Below are 14258 nucleotides of genomic sequence, written 5' to 3' on the forward strand. Positions count from 1 at the left end.
AGTAGGTTAGAAGCAGAAAGGAGCGTCCAGATGGAACACCTCAAACTGTATCATGTCCATCCGCTGTCCCGCGAGGACCGCTGCCTGATTGTCGAAGGTCCCGTACCGCCGGGAAGACTCGCGGAGCTTACGATGCATCCGGATCTCGACGCTTTCCGCAAGCCGGCCGAGCAGCACAAGGCGTTGATCGAAATCGCCGGCCTTCCGGAAGGGAGAATCATCATTACCCGGGATGAAAACGTGATCGTCGGCTATGTCACCTTCCATTACCCGGACGAGCAGGAACGCTGGTCGCAGGGCCATATGGCCGACCTGATCGAGCTGGGAGCGATTGAGGTGGCCAACAGCTACCGTTCGCTGGGACTCGGGCAGAAAATGATCACAACCGCTTTTGAAGGCGGCCAAATGGAACCCTATATTGTCTTTACGACCGAGTATTATTGGCATTGGGACCTCAAAACCAGCGGCCTCAGCGTATGGGACTATCGCAAAATGATGGAACGGCTGATGAAAGTCGTGGACATGGTATGGTACGCCACCGACGATCCGGAGATCTGTTCCCATCCGGCCAACTGCCTTATGGTCCGCATCGGTCGGGACGTTCCGCTATCCTCAAAGGAACAGTTTGACCGGATCCGTTTCCAGCAGCGATTTATGTATTAACCATATACACAATGTTTCGGAGATGGCCTTTGCCATATGCCGGACAAGCCGAAAAAATCCCCGGTCTCCCGGAAGAGAGACGAAGCGAGCCGATCATCGTGAGGCTCCATCCTCTCTTCAAGGGACTGGGGATTTTTAGTTAGATTCCAATCGTTTCGATGCTTGTCGAGCCGCCGACTACAACCGCTGCACCATGTAATCCAAAATCGCATGGGAGCGGCGTGACGACGCCACCGTAAATTCAGCAAAATTGGCATGTGCCGAACCGTCGGCCTTGTCGGACATCGACCGGATCACAACAAACGGCACGCCGTTCATATAGCAGACTTGGGCTACGGCAGAGCCTTCCATTTCGACGCAGGCTCCTTCCATATGCTCATAAAACCAGGATACCTGATCGACGTTCGCGATAAACTGGTCCCCCGAGAGAATACGTCCCACCTTGCAGTTGACCTCTCCGAGAGCCTGGCAAGCTTCCTGCGCCAAAGCGATGAGACTTGCGTCCGCCTTGAACTCCGATACTTCCTGGTAAGGGATTACGCCACGTGCATATCCGAGCGGGCTGACATCCATATCATGCTGCACGCAGTCCGACGAAATGACGATATCGCCGATGTTCAGTTCCGGATGAACGGCTCCGGCCACACCGGTAAACAGCACTTTGCCGACGCCAAACTGGTCGATCAAAATTTGCGTCGTTACCGCCGCATTGACTTTGCCCACGCCGGATTTGCAAACGATAACCGGCTTGCCTCTGTATGTACCCCGGGCATATTTGACGCCCGCTTTCGTAACCGTCTCCGCCCCTTCCATCCCGGCAAGGAGCAGTTCCACTTCCTCATCCATGGCTCCGATGATTCCTATCATTTCTGGCATGTCATCTCCAATCCTTTCAAGCGGTCAGTTCTCGATGATGCTATTTTTGTGCAAAAATATGATTTCAGACGATTAGGACTTAATGGCTATGAAAACAGGCACATGGCCGCATCGTATCTGTTAAGAGCCGCACATCCCAAAAAAAGCTCCCTGAAGGAGCTTTTTTCACGAGTATTCAACCTTTTTCATATTTGGATATGTCTATTTATTCCTCGTTCACATGACTTACGGAGAGCCGCAAAATCGTTTCGTGAGGAAGAATGACCCGAGGGTTGTCCACATTTTCTTTCTTCATCAGCTTGGTCAAGAGACGCATCGCTACCGCACCCAAATCGTACATCGGCTGCGCTACAGTCGTCAGCTGCGGACGAACCATCGAAGCCATGCGGATGTTATCCACACTGATGATCGAGAAGTCATCGGGAACCTTCAGACCTTCGTCTTGAATGCTGTGAATGGCGCCGATCGCCATCTCGTCGGTGGCCGCAAAGATCGCCGTAGGCTTCTTCTTCAGCCCGAGGAAATACTTCATCGCTTCCACACCGGACTCGTACCGGTAGTTGCCGATGCGAACCAGGTCTTCCTGATACTCGATGCCGGCAGCTTCCAGCGCTCTCTTGTAGCCTTGGAAACGGGCATAGCCGTTCGCCGGGTCCTGAAGCGTTCCGCTGATCATGGCGATGTCCCGGTGACCGTGACGAATCAGCGTATTTACCGCGTCAAAGGCGGCCGCCTCATGATCGATATCCACGGAAGGATAAATGCCGTTCTCGTCGCGCGTCGCACAGAGCACGATCGGCACAGCCGAAGTCTGGAAAGCCTGAATATGCTCGTCCGTTACGGTTCCGCCCATGAAGAGCAGCCCGTCCACCTGCTTCTCAAGCAGCGTGTTGATGACGCGAATTTCCTTGTCTTTTCTCTTGTCAGCGTTACACAAAATGATATTGTAGTGGTACATGTTGGCGATATCTTCGATACCCCGGGCGATCTCCGCAAAAATGGAGTTGGATATGTCCGGAATCACGACACCCACGGTTGTCGTTTTCTTGCTGGCAAGTCCTCTTGCCACCGCGTTCGGACGATATCCTAAACGTTCAATTGCTTCATATACTTTCTTCCGGGTCTGAGGCTTCACGTTCGGATTGTTGTTGACAACCCGCGATACCGTGGCCATCGATACGCCTGCTTCACGCGCCACATCGTAAATGGTTACCGTCAAATTCCTTCTCTCCATTGCAAATAAATTTTCATTCGTCAACCCATTAAACTCAATGATACGACAAAATTTTGCATTGTGCAATGATTACACTTACAGCTGTTGCAAATGCTCTTTAATCACTTCAGAAGTAATATGAGAATGAGACGTATGCCAGATGGGCGCCTGATTTTGAACCAGAATAACCTGAGGCGATTCATGCTGCACCCCAAGACGATCCGCCGCTTCCATCGATACCGGACGGTCTTCGACAACATGGATCAGACCATACTGTACGGCTTCATTTGGCTGATCTTCCAAGTAAGACATCATTTCCCGATACGCCCCGGCGCTGATCGGGCAGCGTGTACTGTGCTTAAACAGCAGCAGAGGCTTATCTGTGGAGGCTTCCAATGCGGATTGCAGCTGATCGCTAGTAGTCAGTTTAGTCATTGTCGCCATTTGATATACATCCCCTTTTTTCGATTCAAATCCTGAATCTATCGTATCAAAAAGCTCGTGAAAAATCCAACATACCTAGCGAAAAACCCGAAAAAATGCAGTAAAACGTAAATCAGGCGTAAAATTGGTTCAATTCAGGGAGCATCGCCGACAGCTGGGACAGCCGCTCCCGGATATTTTCCACCCACTCGTGGTCCTCCGTCTGTTCGGCAAAGCTGTATAAGTCCAGAAGCAGGTTGATACGGTCCCTGACCTCGGTTTCAATCTGCAGCTCCAAATCTTCGCGGGACAGGCTGTCGGGACGCAGGAACACCTCGCGAACCATTCCTGCCAGCTCATGGTGGTCTGCCAAAGAAAAGCTTCGACGGGAAGGACGCTCCCCGAGCGTCTCGACGCATTTCTTCAGCACCGGTCTCATGCATGGCAGCAGCTCATAATTCGAACAATCGTCACAAGCAAGCACCGGAACATGCCGTATGATTACATTACGGGTATACATCACCGTGCGGAGGTCAAGTCTAAGGACTTCCCCACATTTACATTTTGATCCCATATTTCCACCCCATATATCTTTTTACATCTTTATATAGTCATTGTAAAAATCATCGTTCCCCTTCGTATTCGCCCTGCCCGCGCTGGATTCCTTCCTCTCCAGCCCACCTGTTTTATTTACCAAACGGCCCATCCCTTTCTTGTAAAGCATGATTGTTCTATTCATTTTTGTTACACTGGAAACATAAGGACATTTACTCAGGAGGGAGCATGCTGAACATGAGATTAGCCAGAAAGAAGGTCATTGCGCTCGTCGATGACCAGTTTGAAGACTTGGAGCTGTGGTATCCCGTATACCGGGTGAGGGAGGAAGGCGCCGAGGTGCACCTGGTCGGGGACAAGAAGGGACATTCCTACATCGGCAAATATGGCGTTCCTGCCGTATCGGACTATTCGTTTGAAGAAGTGGACAGCCGGGATTACGACGGCATTTTGGTGCCCGGGGGCTGGGCGCCGGACAAGCTGCGCCGTTACGGAAAGGTGCTGCAGCTGGTGCAGGAAATGCACGAGGACCGCAAGCCTATTGGGCAAATCTGCCATGCAGGCTGGGTGCTGGTCTCGGCTAAAATTTTGCAGGGCGTTACCGTGACCTCCACTCCGGGCATCCGGGACGACATGGAGAACGCCGGCGCGATCTGGAAGGACGAGGCGGTTGTCACTGACGGACATATCGTGTCCGCTCGCCGTCCGCCGGATCTTCCGCCTTACGGCAAAGCCTTTTGCGATGCGCTTGCGGGGCAATAAGCAGCAGGCCAAAGGCAGTCAGCCGGGTCAAAAAAAAAGAGCCTGACCGTCCACTTGGTGGATCGGCGGGCTCTTTTCTGTATTTAGACGGCAGGGGCAGGCAGGCGGTCAGGAAGCGTTGCTGCCCTTTTCGCCCCGAGGCTGATTTACGCTTTCGTTATTTCCGCAGGCAGGCTCGGCAAATTCGGTCAGCAGGCGTTCGATTTCGACGCTGCTCTTCAACTGGTAGCATGTCTGCGCCGTCCGCTTCGCATCGGAAGCCGTCGTGTTAAGTATCCGATGCTTCAGCTTCAGCAGGGACTGGATCGACATGCTCAGATGGTCCACGCCCAGCTCCAGCCAGATCGGTACCGAGCGTTCATCGCCGGCCATTTCGCCGCACACGCTGACGGGAATGCCCGCCCGGTGCGCGGCTTCCACCGTCGTGCGCAGCATCCGCAGAATCGCCGGATGGAACGGATGATACATATGGGCGATCTGCTCGTTCATCCGGTCAACAGCCAATACGTACTGCACCAGATCGTTCGTGCCGATGCTGAAAAAGTCGCATTCTTCCGCGAGTAGATCGGCGATGATGACCGCCGCGGGAATCTCGATCATGATGCCGACCGGGATGTCCTTGTCGTAAGCGATGCCCCTTGCGTCAAGATCGGCCATGGCCCGATGCAGCACTTCATTGGCTTGTCTGATTTCGTCGACCGATGAAATCATCGGGTACATAATTTTCACCCTGCCGAACGCGCTCGCCCGAAGAATGGCGGTCAGCTGCGTCTGAAAAAGCTCCTGGCGGTCAAGGCTGATCCGGATCGCCCGATAGCCTAGAACCGGGTTATCCTCATCCGGCAGCGCAAAATAATCCAGCTGCTTGTCGCCGCCGATGTCGAGCGTGCGGATCACCGCCCCAAGCTCACCCACTTGCTGGGCTACCTGGCGGTACACCTCAAACTGTTCTTCTTCGCTCGGAAACGTGCTGCGGTCCATGTACAAAAATTCCGTCCGGAACAGCCCTACGCCATTGGCGCCGTATTTCAAGGCCGATTCCACTTCTTTGGCGGAGCTGATGTTCGCGGCCAGGTGAAGCTCGCAGCCGTCCTTCGTGATCGCTTCGACGGCAGCCAGCAGCTCCAGCTGCTCCTTCTTCGCCAGCTGGCGTTCCCGGATCCGCACATATTCTTCCACGAGAGCATCGTCCGGATTGAGATACAGCGCTCCTGTATCTCCGTCAATGACCAGCAAATCCCCGGTCTGGATCGGATCCTTCAGCTTGTTCTCCAGCCCCGCAACGAGCGGGATACCGAGAGCCCGTGCCATAATGGCCGAATGGGACGTCTTCCCGCCGACCATCGTCACGATGCCAAGCACGTGGGAAGGATTCAAATGCGCCAGCTGGGACGGGGACAGCTCCTTGGCCACGAGGATATACGGCTGGGTATCCGCAGGCAGCGTAATCTCCGGCGCGCCGAGCAGATGCTTGAGCAGGCGGTTGCCGACATCCTTGATGTCCATCGCCCGCTCCTTCATGTATTCGTCATCCAGCAGGTCGAACATCGTGACGAAATGATCGATCGCCTCTTTTACCGCGACCTCGGCCGCTTTATACTGGCGCTCAATAACGCCCTGGATTTCATCCATGAACACCGGATCGTCCAGGATGGCCAAATGGGCGTCAAAAATGCTCGACTCCTCTTCCCCGACCATATCCCTGAACTCGTTTTTAATAAACTCAATCTCATTTTTGGAGGTGCGTATCCCCTCATACAACCGTTCAAATTCGTTGGCCAGATCTACTGCGTCGATCCCGGTCTCGGGCAGGTCCCATTCCCAGTTCGGCAGTACAAATGCTTTTCCAATCGCTACCCCGGCAGATGCACCGATGCCTTGTATCATGATTCCAAACCTCCAACATTTCTGTCGTGTAAAACTACGGACATAACCGACGTCTGCCCCTTCTTGACGGCTTTGAACGGAGCGAAGCTCCATGACTTAACGCGGTCCGGGTTGGTGATCACCATCGGCGTGGCAAGCGATGAAGCATGACTTCGGATATAGTTGATATCAAATTTAACCAGCAGCTGGCCGGGCTCCACCGCGTCTCCTTCTTGTACGACCGCAGTAAAATGCCCGCCCTTGAGCTGGGACGTATCGATGCCGATGTGAAGCAGCACCTCGAGCCCTTCCGGTGTCGAGATCCCGATGGCATGCATCGTCGGGTACAGGTGCATGATTGTCCCGTATACCGGAGACACGAGCTCCCCTTTCTCCGGCATGAACGCCACCCCGTCTCCCACCAGCTTCGCGGCGAAAATATGATCGGGCACTTCTTCGATCGGGATCATTTTCCCTTGGACCGGCGCGCTGAACAGAACCTGCGGCAAATCCCGGTGCAGCAGCTTGTTCACTTCCTCGCGGATCAGCTCCGAATAGGTGCCGAATACGACCTGCACGTTGCCCCCGCCGAGCTTGATCAGCCCCGCGGAGCCGAGCAGCTTCAGCGCATTGCTGTCGATCATGCGGTCGTTCTTGACTGTCAGCCGCAGCCGGGTGATGCAGGATTCCACCTGAACGATGTTGTCCTTGCCCCCGAGCGCTTCCAGAATGAGCGGCGCCTGATAAGGGATGTTGCCTGCCCAGTCCTCCAGCGTGGAGCCTTCCTCGCGTCCGGGAGTCGGAATCTGAAACCGCCGAATGGCCCAGCGGAACAGAAAATAGTACATAAGGCCGTATCCGAGCCCGATCGGAATAATCAGAAGCGCGTTATGCGACAGATGGAAGTTCAGCAGATAATCGATCGCCCCTGCGGAATAGGAAAACCCGTGATGAATATCGAGCGCATACGTAATCCACATCGCGATCCCCGACAGGATCGAATGCAGGATGAACAAATAAGGCGCTGCGAACAAGAAGGCAAACTCGATCTGTTCGGACACCCCGGTCAAAAAGCAGACCAAGGCCGCCGTCAAAAACGTCTTCTTGACCTTCGGCTTCAGATCTTCCCGCGCTTCCTGGATGATCGCCAAGGCGATGCCCGGCAGTGCGAACATCATAATTGGGAACAGTCCGGCCATGAATGTACCGGCGGTCGGATCCCCCGCAAAATAACGCGGCAAATCCCCCTGCACGATGCTGCCCGACGGGGTTTTGTAAGTTCCCAGCTGGAACCAGAAAACATTGTTGAGCAGATGATGAAGGCCGAACGCCGTCAGGATCCGGTACAAAATGCCGTATAAAAACAGACCGAATCCGCCCATATGCGCCATGAGCATGGTCAGCTCGTTCAGCGCCTTCTGCAGCAGCGGAGCGATGAAGACCATTACCCACGAAAACAAGGCGGAGAACAGCCCCATAAACAAAAGCACGAAGCGCGAGCCGCCAAAAAACTGGACAATCTCAGGCAGCTTGATATGTTTATACCGGTTATAGGCAGAGCCGGCGATCATGCCGAAAATGATGCCGATCAGCGTGGAAGGCTGAATGCCACCATTACCCAGATGCCTCGTAATTTGATCATAGATAAACATCCCGGCCAGAGCCCCAAGGCCAGCCGGTCCCGCCTGGTTCGCCAGTCCCCAGGCCACTCCTACCGCAAACAGATACGGGAGGAAATAAAAAATACCCTGTCCTGCCCAAGTGCACACCTCTGCGACGCCCGGCAGCCCCCAGGCTGCCCATGGCAGACTGCCGACACACAGCAGTATGGCGGCCGACGGCAGAACCATCGTAGGCAGCATCACTGCTCTGCCGAGCTGCTGCAGCGATCCAAGCCAGTTCAAGACATGCACTCTCCTCTCAACACACACACATATTTAAAATGGTACGCGTTGTTCAACTTTTTGTCAAAAAGAAAAAAGGACCTGCAGATTGCTCTGCACGGCCCTTTCTTGCCTCGTATTCAGTGAAGGTATTATCCGTTCTTTTGGCCGGGACGGTTCGGCCGGGTAACGGAGTCCTCAACCTTGATGCAGCGGTCCATAATGACCCGCATGCCGTTCTCTTCGCCGATGCTGGCGGCTTCATCGTTGACAACGCCGAGCTGCAGCCACAGTACCCGCGCGCCGATGTCGGCAGCCTCCCTGGCCACGTCCGCGCAGTATTCGCTGCGCCGGAACACATCGACAATATCGACGGGTTCGGGAATGTCTTTCAGCGAGGCGTAGACCGTTTCGCCAAGGATGGTTCCCTGAACGGTCGGGTTCACGGGAATGATCCGGTAGCCGCGCTGCTGCATCGCTTCCGCAATCATATAAGAAGTGCGGTCCGGCTTGTCGGACAGGCCGACGACCGCAATGTTGCCGGCCTGCTCCAGAATTTCCTTGATTTCTTCCCGGGTCGGATTTTCAAATGACATCGTTCATCCCGCCTTTGCTCTTTTTTTCTTCAAGATCGGATTTACTTGTACTTATAACTTATGAGTTACTTTACCCATTCCACCTGGGCGCCAAGCGCCTTCATATGGTCGAAGAACTGCGGATACGATTTGGCGACGTGGTGTGCGTCCTTGATCCGCAGCGGCTGCTTGGAGCGCAAGCCGACGATGGTCAGCGCCATGATGACCCGGTGGTCGTAATGGGCGTTGATCTCGACGCCCCCCTCGACCCCTTCCGGCCGCCCGTGGACGATGATCTCCGCCTGGCGCTCCTCCACGTTGGCCCCGGCTTTGCGCAGCTCAGCCAGGTAATCGGTGATGCGGTCGCATTCCTTGTAGCGCAAATTTTCCACGTTATAGAAGCGGGAGGTTCCTTCCGCAAACACGGCGGCCGCCACCATGGCCAGCACGGCATCCGTGGCTGCGTCCCCGTCAAACTCGACGGCTTTGAGCTTCCCGTTGCCGCGAACATGAACTTCGTCGTTCTCATGCGTCAGGGGAGTCTGCATCATCTGAAGCACGTCGACAACCGCGCGCTCTCCCTGCTTGCTCTGCACCGGCAGGCGCTTGATCAGCACGTCCGATTCCGTGACCGCTGCCGCGGCCAGCACCGCCGCCGATCCGGGGTAGTCGCCCTGAACGGTATAGGTTTTCGCCTGATAGGACTGGTTGCCGGGAACGCGGAAATGCGTGTAGTCGTCGCTGGCATGAATGACGATCCCTGCCTGCTCCAGCACTTCCAGCGTCTGACCGATGACGACTTTCGATTTCAGGTCGCCCGTCACCTCAATCTCGCTGTCCTCCGCCAGCAGCGGCGTCAGGAACAGCAGAGAGCTCAAGTACTGCGAGCTTACTTCGCCCGATACCGTAATTCGGCCGCCTTTCGCCTGCCCGCCTCGAATCGTGATCGGCAGGCGCCCGTTGTTGTGCTCCACCTGCACGCCGATTTGCTCAAGCGCAGTGATCAGGTCGTCGTGCGGGCGCTTGCCCAGCGAGTCCGGATACGTATTGACGAACGTCACCTCCGGACAGAGGGCGGCGGTCCCCATCAGGAAGCGCAGCACCGCGCCGGCGTTGCCTACGTTCAGCTCCTTGACGTCACGCGGATGCCTGCCGAAGCCGGTAATGACGGCCTTCTCGTCGTCTTCGACGAGCGTGGCGCCGAGGTCCTGGATACAGCGGCGCATGGCGTCGCTGTCCTCGCTGTGAGCCGGGAAGTATACCGTGCTTGTCCCTTCGGCCAGCGCCGCCACCAGCAGGTAGCGGGTCGTATAGTTTTTGGATGAGAGAGCTCCGATTTCCCCGCTCAGCCGGGGAGTCGGATGTACGATCATGTCCATGTGTAATCTCCTTTGCACTAGTCGGTAGTATGGCTCTTCCCGCGGGTCTGTCCGGATTGACAGCCGATTTACTGCTTGGTTATCATAGGTGATGAACAGTATGATTACAGTCGAAAAGAGGTTTTAACATTGTCAATGTTTCGTGAAATAGAGCCTTCTGAGGTGAGACGCCGCCTGCTTGCCGGCGAGTCCCTGCAGATGATCGACGTCCGTGAGGACGATGAAGTGGCCCAGGGCATGATCAGCGGCGCCAAGCATATCCCGCTGGGTGAAATCCCCGCCCGTCTGGACGAAATCCCGAGAGACGGCGAAGTCATCATGATCTGCCGCAGCGGCGGCCGCAGCATGCGCGCCTGCCAGTACCTGTCGCAGCACGGCATCGACTGCGTCAACATGGTCGGCGGCATGCTTCAATGGAACGAGGAAGAAGAAGAATAATCCCCACAAAGTGAAGCTTTTGCTTCGATGCCTATTCAGGTACTTTGCGGGGAGCCCCGAAAACATTATCCCCACAAAGTGAAGCTTTCGCTTCGATGCCTATTCAGGTACTTTGCGGGGTGCCCCGAAAAACATCATCCCCACAAAGGGAAGTTATGGCTTGGATGCCCTTCCGCAACCTAAGCTACTGCAGCAGCAGCTTGACCCCGGTCAGGCTGCTGCTGCTTTTCACAGAGATAAGCTTAGACGCGGTAATGCGCTAAAATTGCACGCATGACTTCTTCCGCCGCAAGGCCCGATGTGTCCACCGTGCAGTGGGCAAAGCGATATGCGTCTCTCCGCACCTCAAGCAGCGCTCTCACCCGCTCCTCCGCATTGCCCGCAAGCAGCGGCCGGTTCCGGTCTCCTTGGACCCTGGCAATAATATGCTCCGCATCCGCGGTGAGCGCCACGACGAGACCGCCCTGCAGCATCAGCTCGCAGTTGTCCGGGCGCAGCACCGCGCCGCCTCCCGTGGCGACGATCACTCCTTCTCCGGAGTCGAGCACCTGCCGCAGCGTCTCGTTCTCGAGCTCGCGGAAATGCGGCTCGCCATGCCGCTCGAAGATCTCCGGGATCGTCATGCCGACCTTTTCCACAACGGCGGCATCCAGATCGATCAGCCGGTATCCGAGCTCCATAGCCAGCAGATCGCCGACGGTTGACTTGCCCGTGCCCATCATACCGATCAAGATAATATTTTGTTTAGTCCGGTTCAATAGAACACCCCTTTTTGCACTTGCTGCTGCCCATGCCGTTACTTGCTACATATCATAACACAGGCCAAAAACTTTCGACAATGCCGTCCTTCGCCTGCAAGTCTATTTGCAGGAACTCTATCATATACATACATCAACTTGATAACCAGTAGAATATGAGGAGTGGTCGAGAGGAGCCATGCATGATTCCCATAGCCCTTTACTAGGAGGCCCCAAACGGATAGAGCAAATTTTCGATCCCCAGCACATTTTGTGCCGGGACGATCTGCTCTGGGTGCTTCATTACGTCCAAAAAAAAGTGGCCCAGAAAGATCCAGCCCTGCTGGAGCTTCCCAAGCCACGTCTAATGCGCAATTTTCAATATTTCGGCGAGGCCGCCGTCCTCCTGCTCAGCCGGTCATCTGCCCAAGGGCTCGACAACGAGAGGATCCGCGTCTGCCTGCTGGAGGCGATGCACGGTCTTTTCCAGAGCGGAGAAAACGAAGCGGCTCCCCCAAGTAACGATTACTCCTGAATCCAGTTGTGATGGAAGACGCCTTCCTTGTCCACGCGCTTGAACGTGTGGGCCCCGAAGTAATCGCGCTGCGCCTGAAGCAGGTTCGCCGGCAGCCGCTCCGTGCGGTAGCTGTCGAAATAGGCCAGGGCGCTGGCAAAGCCGGGAACCGGAACGCCTTGAGCCACGGCCGTCGCTACCGTCGTACGCCATGCTTCCTGGTAGTTCTCGATGATGTCCTTGAAGAACGGGTCCAGAAGCAGGTTTTTCAGGCCCGGATCTTTCTCGTAGGCGTCGGTGATGTTCTGCAGGAAGCGGGAGCGGATAATGCAGCCGCCGCGCCAGATTTTCGCCAGGTTGCCGTACTGCAGATCCCAGCCGTACTCGTCGGAAGCGACGCGCAGCTGCGCGAAGCCTTGGGCGTAGGATACGATTTTACTTGCAAACAGCGCCTTGCGGACGTTCTCGATAAACTCGGCTTTGTCTCCTTGGAACGGTGCTTTTTTCGGGCCGTTCAAAATTTTGCTCGCTTCTACGCGTTCTTCCTTCATGGCCGACAGGAAGCGGGAGAATACGGATTCCGTGATCATAGACAGCGGCACGCCCAAATCCAGGGAGCTTTGGCTTGTCCACTTGCCCGTGCCTTTTTGGCCGGCTGAGTCCAAAATAACGTCCACCATCGGTTTGCCCGTCTCCGGATCCTTTTGCGCGAAAATATCGGCCGTAATTTCGATCAGGTAGCTGTCGAGCTCGCCCTTGTTCCAGTCGGAGAAAATTTCATGCAGTTCTTCGGCGCTCAAATCCAGCGTATCCTTCAGAAGCTGGTAAGCTTCACAGATCAGCTGCATGTCGCCGTATTCGATGCCGTTATGCACCATTTTTACGTAATGTCCGGCACCGTCCGGTCCGATATATGTACAGCAAGGCTCCCCGTTCACTTTGGCGGAAATCGCCGTCAGAATCGGTTCCACCAGTTCGTAGGCGCTTCTTTGTCCCCCAGGCATAATGGAAGGTCCCTTCAGAGCTCCCTCTTCCCCGCCGGATACGCCTGTCCCGATAAAGCGCAGTCCTTTTGCTTCCAGCTCCGCGCTGCGGCGCTGTGTATCCGGGAAGTACGCGTTGCCTCCGTCGATGATGATGTCCCCTTCGTCCAAGTGAGGCACCAGCTGCTCGATCGTGGCGTCGGTCGCCTTGCCGGCTTGTACCATAATTAAAATTTTTCGCGGTGTTTCCAGCGAGTTCACAAATTCCTCAATCGAGAAAGTCCCCGTCAGATTTTTTCCTTCGGCTTCCTTCAAAAGATCATGCGTTTTTTCTGGAGAGCGGTTAAACACGGAAACGGTGAAGCCTCTGCTCTCAATGTTGAGTGCCAGATTTTTGCCCATGACAGCAAGGCCGATGACACCAATTTGTTGTTTCGACATATGTTTTTTCTCCATTCTTTGCGATTTTTTGATGAAAATTTTAGAACAAGCCTATTTTAACGTGTTTACGCGTGAAAGTGAAGTCCGGGTTCGGCAGTCAGCTGCCCGTGATAAAACACCCCGCAGCGCATCCGAGGTGTTTATGAACGATCTTCCATTCTATTGTCGTACAAAAGGTAAGTTACCATTCAAGCATCATTAAATCCTTGGACAAGGCGGCGAGCTTCTCCTTGCTTTTCTCCGCTTTTTCGGCATCTCCAGCCTGCATCGCCTCGTACAGGCGCTCCAGCTCGTCATCCAGCTCAAGCCTCAGGAGCTGCAGGCGCAGGTCGCCCTCTTTGGAGAAATACATTTTGGAAATCTCCTGCTCCGTCATAAAAGGACCCTTCTGATACAATACTTTTTGCTGATAGCCTGAAATTTCGACAAGCCGGATCACCTCGCCGAATAGAATGCTCTCGATCAGAATTTGGCGGTCCTTGAAACGTTTGACGATCGCATGACCGCGGGTATCCTCGATCAGCTTCTCCATCCATTCCGCCAGCTTGGCGTCCCGGATCGTGTAATCCCCAACCATCTTATAACCGTTTTTCGTCCGGTTAAACCGCAGCTTGACGAGTTTGCGCCCCGTTCGGACGGAGATGATGAACAGGGTTTCGTTTTCGCTCCAGTACAACGAATAGCCGTCTTGAATCAAATCCTTGATCAGGTCCTGAATATGCCGCCGGTTAAACCGAAGCTCCAAATTGCAGTATTCCACTTCATAGCTCTTATTCACGGCACTCCCTCCTTCAAAATTGGACCGCCTTTGGCTATTTCCTTCTCCCGCTTCTTAAGACCGGCGGGCTGGAATCGGCCGGTGATTCTTCAGCTTCGTTATCAAGCTGATGGCTAAACAGCTTTGCTATATTTTATACTTTATCCTATGTAACGGTAACTTGGTTTATTGA

15 protein-coding genes are annotated in these 14258 nt (G+C 54.8%); 4 read left to right on the forward strand and 11 right to left on the reverse strand.

The genetic code is table 11. The features are described from left to right. Window positions 1–30: 30 nt before the first annotated feature. Complete coding sequence (locus tag MKY74_RS26865) at window positions 31–663, forward strand: GNAT family N-acetyltransferase (RefSeq protein WP_076169908.1); 633 nt, start codon at window positions 31–33, stop codon at window positions 661–663. Window positions 664–840: 177 nt separating this feature from the next. On the opposite strand, the gene MKY74_RS26870 is transcribed toward MKY74_RS26865, so the two are convergent. From MKY74_RS26870 to MKY74_RS26885, 4 genes are all read right to left on the reverse strand, one after another. Then, window positions 841–1539 (reverse strand): 5'-methylthioadenosine/adenosylhomocysteine nucleosidase, encoded by a 699-nt coding sequence (locus tag MKY74_RS26870; RefSeq protein ID WP_076169907.1) that lies wholly within the window; start codon window positions 1537–1539, stop codon window positions 841–843. A gap of 205 nt (window positions 1540–1744) precedes the next feature. Next, complete coding sequence (gene ccpA, locus MKY74_RS26875) at window positions 1745–2758, reverse strand: catabolite control protein A (protein WP_076169906.1); 1014 nt, start codon at window positions 2756–2758, stop codon at window positions 1745–1747. A gap of 90 nt (window positions 2759–2848) precedes the next feature. Then, window positions 2849–3196 (reverse strand): bacillithiol system redox-active protein YtxJ, encoded by a 348-nt coding sequence (ytxJ, locus tag MKY74_RS26880; RefSeq protein ID WP_076169905.1) that lies wholly within the window; start codon window positions 3194–3196, stop codon window positions 2849–2851. Between the two features lie 112 nt (window positions 3197–3308). Next, on the reverse strand, window positions 3309–3614 hold the full coding sequence (locus MKY74_RS26885; RefSeq protein WP_144025411.1) for a hypothetical protein: 306 nt from the start codon (window positions 3612–3614) through the stop codon (window positions 3309–3311). A 353-nt stretch (window positions 3615–3967) separates the two neighbouring features. On the opposite strand from MKY74_RS26885, the gene MKY74_RS26890 reads away from it, so the two are divergent. Further along, window positions 3968–4492 carry a type 1 glutamine amidotransferase domain-containing protein gene (locus tag MKY74_RS26890; RefSeq protein ID WP_076170158.1) on the forward strand — a complete coding sequence of 175 codons (525 nt, stop codon included), beginning with the start codon at window positions 3968–3970 and terminating at the stop codon, window positions 4490–4492. A 108-nt stretch (window positions 4493–4600) separates the two neighbouring features. Here the strand turns inward: MKY74_RS26890 and ptsP are convergent, their stop codons facing one another. From ptsP to aroA, 4 genes are all read right to left on the reverse strand, one after another. Next, window positions 4601–6379, reverse strand: a complete 1779-nt coding sequence (ptsP, locus tag MKY74_RS26895) for a phosphoenolpyruvate--protein phosphotransferase (RefSeq protein ID WP_076169903.1) — start codon at window positions 6377–6379, stop codon at window positions 4601–4603. Beyond that, window positions 6376–8262 (reverse strand): glucose PTS transporter subunit IIA, encoded by a 1887-nt coding sequence (locus MKY74_RS26900; protein WP_076169902.1) that lies wholly within the window; start codon window positions 8260–8262, stop codon window positions 6376–6378. The genes ptsP and MKY74_RS26900 overlap by 4 nt, the downstream gene beginning before the upstream one ends. 131 nt (window positions 8263–8393) lie before the next feature. Continuing rightward, window positions 8394–8837, reverse strand: a complete 444-nt coding sequence (locus MKY74_RS26905) for a CoA-binding protein (RefSeq protein ID WP_076169901.1) — start codon at window positions 8835–8837, stop codon at window positions 8394–8396. A gap of 65 nt (window positions 8838–8902) precedes the next feature. Beyond that, window positions 8903–10195 carry a 3-phosphoshikimate 1-carboxyvinyltransferase gene (gene aroA, locus MKY74_RS26910; RefSeq protein ID WP_076169900.1) on the reverse strand — a complete coding sequence of 431 codons (1293 nt, stop codon included), beginning with the start codon at window positions 10193–10195 and terminating at the stop codon, window positions 8903–8905. A gap of 135 nt (window positions 10196–10330) precedes the next feature. On the opposite strand from aroA, the gene MKY74_RS26915 reads away from it, so the two are divergent. Next, a complete protein-coding gene (locus tag MKY74_RS26915; RefSeq protein ID WP_076169899.1) occupies window positions 10331–10633 on the forward strand; it encodes a rhodanese-like domain-containing protein in 303 nt (100 codons plus the stop codon). A 242-nt stretch (window positions 10634–10875) separates the two neighbouring features. Here MKY74_RS26915 and MKY74_RS26920 read toward each other — a convergent pair whose 3' ends face one another. Beyond that, window positions 10876–11391, reverse strand: a complete 516-nt coding sequence (locus MKY74_RS26920) for a shikimate kinase (RefSeq protein WP_244169252.1) — start codon at window positions 11389–11391, stop codon at window positions 10876–10878. A gap of 178 nt (window positions 11392–11569) precedes the next feature. Between MKY74_RS26920 and MKY74_RS26925 the strand changes: the two genes are divergently transcribed. Beyond that, window positions 11570–11905 carry a hypothetical protein gene (locus tag MKY74_RS26925; protein WP_076169898.1) on the forward strand — a complete coding sequence of 112 codons (336 nt, stop codon included), beginning with the start codon at window positions 11570–11572 and terminating at the stop codon, window positions 11903–11905. On the opposite strand, the gene gndA is transcribed toward MKY74_RS26925, so the two are convergent. Then, the gene (gene gndA / locus MKY74_RS26930; protein WP_076169897.1) at window positions 11896–13308 is read right to left on the reverse strand and encodes an NADP-dependent phosphogluconate dehydrogenase; all 1413 of its coding nucleotides are present in this window, start codon (window positions 13306–13308) and stop codon (window positions 11896–11898) included. The two genes, MKY74_RS26925 and gndA, sit on opposite strands and share 10 nt — an antisense overlap. A 181-nt stretch (window positions 13309–13489) precedes the next feature. Then, on the reverse strand, window positions 13490–14086 hold the full coding sequence (locus MKY74_RS26935; RefSeq protein WP_076169896.1) for a hypothetical protein: 597 nt from the start codon (window positions 14084–14086) through the stop codon (window positions 13490–13492). Between the last annotated feature and the right edge of the window lie 172 nt (window positions 14087–14258).

Origin of the sequence: Paenibacillus sp. FSL R5-0378, from assembly GCF_038009285.1 — a bacterium.
Taxonomy (GTDB): domain Bacteria; phylum Bacillota; class Bacilli; order Paenibacillales; family Paenibacillaceae; genus Paenibacillus_AQ; species Paenibacillus_AQ favisporus.

Bases quoted from the DNA above. Each gene is read 5' to 3' on its own strand.
- MKY74_RS26865 (WP_076169908.1), top strand. From the start codon at position 31: ATGGAACACCTCAAACTGTATCATGTCCATCCGCTGTCCCGCGAGGAC.
- MKY74_RS26870 (WP_076169907.1), bottom strand. From the start codon at position 1,539: ATGCCAGAAATGATAGGAATCATCGGAGCCATGGATGAGGAAGTGGAA.
- ytxJ (WP_076169905.1), bottom strand. From the start codon at position 3,196: ATGGCGACAATGACTAAACTGACTACTAGCGATCAGCTGCAATCCGCA.
- MKY74_RS26885 (WP_144025411.1), bottom strand. From the start codon at position 3,614: ATGAGACCGGTGCTGAAGAAATGCGTCGAGACGCTCGGGGAGCGTCCT.
- MKY74_RS26890 (WP_076170158.1), top strand. From the start codon at position 3,968: ATGAGATTAGCCAGAAAGAAGGTCATTGCGCTCGTCGATGACCAGTTT.
- ptsP (WP_076169903.1), bottom strand. From the start codon at position 6,379: ATGATACAAGGCATCGGTGCATCTGCCGGGGTAGCGATTGGAAAAGCA.
- MKY74_RS26905 (WP_076169901.1), bottom strand. From the start codon at position 8,837: ATGTCATTTGAAAATCCGACCCGGGAAGAAATCAAGGAAATTCTGGAG.
- aroA (WP_076169900.1), bottom strand. From the start codon at position 10,195: ATGGACATGATCGTACATCCGACTCCCCGGCTGAGCGGGGAAATCGGA.
- MKY74_RS26915 (WP_076169899.1), top strand. From the start codon at position 10,331: ATGTTTCGTGAAATAGAGCCTTCTGAGGTGAGACGCCGCCTGCTTGCC.
- MKY74_RS26925 (WP_076169898.1), top strand. From the start codon at position 11,570: ATGCATGATTCCCATAGCCCTTTACTAGGAGGCCCCAAACGGATAGAG.
- gndA (WP_076169897.1), bottom strand. From the start codon at position 13,308: ATGTCGAAACAACAAATTGGTGTCATCGGCCTTGCTGTCATGGGCAAA.